Annotated in this window: 2 protein-coding genes; both read left to right on the top strand. The window is 69.1% G+C overall.

The genetic code is table 11. From position 1 onward, the window contains the following. Window positions 1–52: 52 nt before the first annotated feature. The gene (locus tag GRC12_RS43685; protein ID WP_208785985.1) at window positions 53–622 is read left to right on the top strand and encodes a TetR/AcrR family transcriptional regulator; all 570 of its coding nucleotides are present in this window, start codon (window positions 53–55) and stop codon (window positions 620–622) included. A 141-nt stretch (window positions 623–763) separates the two neighbouring features. Continuing rightward, the gene (locus tag GRC12_RS43680; protein WP_208785984.1) at window positions 764–2,203 is read left to right on the top strand and encodes a DHA2 family efflux MFS transporter permease subunit; all 1,440 of its coding nucleotides are present in this window, start codon (window positions 764–766) and stop codon (window positions 2,201–2,203) included. Window positions 2,204–2,381: the final 178 nt, after the last annotated feature.

The raw sequence follows: 2,381 nt of genomic DNA, 5'->3' as shown, positions 1-2,381 counted from the left end.
CACCCCACCCCACCCCTTGACGAAGTTAGTGATTGAGTACTAACTTCTTCCCATGGCCAGGATGAGCGCAGAAGAGCGACGCGAGAGCGTCATCCGCGCGGCGACCGCCGAGTTCGGCCGCGGGGGTTACTACGGCACCTCGACCGAGGCGATCGCCAAGCGGGTGGGTGTCTCGCAGCCGTACCTCTTCCGGCTCTTCCCGGGCAAGAAGGCGATCTTCCTCGCCGCCGCCCAGCGGTGTGTGGAGGACACCATCCGCACGTTCGAGGAGGCGGCCAAGGGGCTGGAGGGCGAGGAAGCCGTCCGGGCCATGGCCAACGCGTACACCAAGGTCATCGCCGAGCAGCCCGAGCGGCTGCTGATGCAGATGCAGATGTACGTCACCGTGGCCGCCGCCGAGCAGGCCGGCGACCATGAGCTCGGCGAGGAAGTGCGGGCGGGCTGGATGCGGCTGTGGGACACGGTTCACGTACCGCTGGGCGCGGACGTCAGCGAGACGACGACGTTCCTCGCGTACGGCATGCTCATCAACTGCCTGGTGGCCATGGGCTTCCCGCCCGAGCACAGGGTGTGGGAGGGCCTCTATCCGGAGGCGCAGCTCAAGGGTCGCCTGGAGAAGTAGCCCGAGCGGAAGGTGCGCACCAAGGCACCTCCCTGCCCGCAAAACTTAGTGATCAATAACTAATCAAAATCACACCGGCGAGACCAACCGCAAAACCGCCACAAAGCCACCACAAACCACCACAAACCCTCTGGGGGAGCGATGTCCGAGCAGCACACCGCACCACATCGTCGCGGGGGAACCGTCTGGGCCCTCGTCATCACCAGCGTCGCCGGATTCATGGCGGCCCTCGACAACCTGGTAGTCACCACCGCCCTCCCCTCGATCCGCAAGGACCTCGGCGGAGCCCTGGGCGACCTGGAGTGGACGGTCAGCGCCTACACCCTCACCTTCGCCGTCCTGCTCATGTTCGGTGCGGCCCTGGGTGACCGCTTCGGCAGGCGCCGCATGTTCCTCGTCGGCCTCACCGTCTTCACCGGTGCTTCCGCCGCGGCCGCCATGGCCACCGGGATCGACTCCCTGATCGCGGCCCGCGCCGTCCAGGGCGTCGGCGCGGCGATCATGATGCCGCTCACCCTCACCCTGCTCACCGCCGCCGTCCCGGCCGCCCGACGCGGCATGGCCTACGGCATCTGGGGTGCCGTCAACGGTCTCGCCGTGGCCTCCGGCCCCCTCATCGGCGGCAGCCTCACCGAGCACGTCTCCTGGCACTGGATCTTCTGGCTGAACGTCCCGCTGGGCATCGCGGTCCTGCCCCTGGCCCGCCTCCGCCTGAACGAGTCGTACGGCACCGGTGCCCCCCTCGACATCCCCGGCACCCTCCTCGCCAGCGGCGGCCTCTTCGGCATCGTCTACGGCCTGGTCCGCGGCCCGGCGGACGGCTGGACGAGCTCCCTCGTCCTCACCGGCCTCTTCGCGGGCACCGCGCTGCTGACCGCCTTCATCCTCTACAGCCTGCGCGCCAAGAACCCGATGCTCCCGATGCGCCTGTTCCGCTCCCGGGCCTTCTCCGGCATCAACGCAGCGAGCCTCCTGATGTTCCTCGGCATGTTCGGCTCGATCTTCCTGCTCAGCCAGTTCATGCAGGGTGTGCTCGGCTACTCGCCCACCGAGGCGGGACTGCGGATGCTGCCCTGGACCGGCATGCCGATGCTGGTGGCCCCCATCGCCGGCACCCTCTCGGACCGCATCGGCGGCCGCCCCGTGGTGGCGACGGGCCTCTTCCTCCAGGCCCTCGGCCTGGGCTGGATGGCGACCGTCGTGACGCCGGGAGTCTCCTACGCCACGCAACTGCCCGCCCTGATCGTCAGCGGCATCGGCATGGGCCTCTTCTTCGCCCCCGCCTCCAACCTGGTCATGTCCAGTGTCCGCCCCAAGGAACAGGGCATAGCCTCCGGCGCGAACAACGCGCTGCGCGAGGTGGGCGGTGCGCTGGGCATCGCCATCATGTCCTCGATCTTCTCGTCGCAGGGCGGCTACGCCACCGCCCAGACCTTCGTCGACGGCCTTCAGCCGGCCCTGGTCACCGGCTCGGCAGTAGTCGCAGCGGCCGCCGTGGCGACCCTGCTGATCCCGAGGAGCACGGCACACACCAAGACCCCGACCCCGTCGACGGAAGCAGCGGAGTTGGAAACCGTCTGACCCGAGATAGGCATGGGCCCCGTCCTCCGGGACGGGGCCCATGCCTGCCTGTGGGCCATCGCGCCCGCACCGGCGCAACGGCGAGAAGGGGACGTGGCGGGGGGTGTCCGCCCGCAGTGTCGGGCGTCCGCGGACGGCACCGCCGTATCGACAGAACCGCCCGACCGAGGACGGACAC

Source organism: Streptomyces griseorubiginosus (assembly GCF_017614965.1).
Lineage (GTDB): Bacteria > Actinomycetota > Actinomycetes > Streptomycetales > Streptomycetaceae > Streptomyces > Streptomyces griseorubiginosus_B.
Note: the sequence above shows the minus strand (reverse complement) of the source record. Positions and strands in the feature narration are given on the sequence as shown.

Coding starts and splice junctions, on each gene's coding strand:
- GRC12_RS43685 (WP_208785985.1), top strand. CDS start 53: ATGGCCAGGATGAGCGCAGAAGAGCGACGCGAGAGCGTCATCCGCGCG.
- GRC12_RS43680 (WP_208785984.1), top strand. CDS start 764: ATGTCCGAGCAGCACACCGCACCACATCGTCGCGGGGGAACCGTCTGG.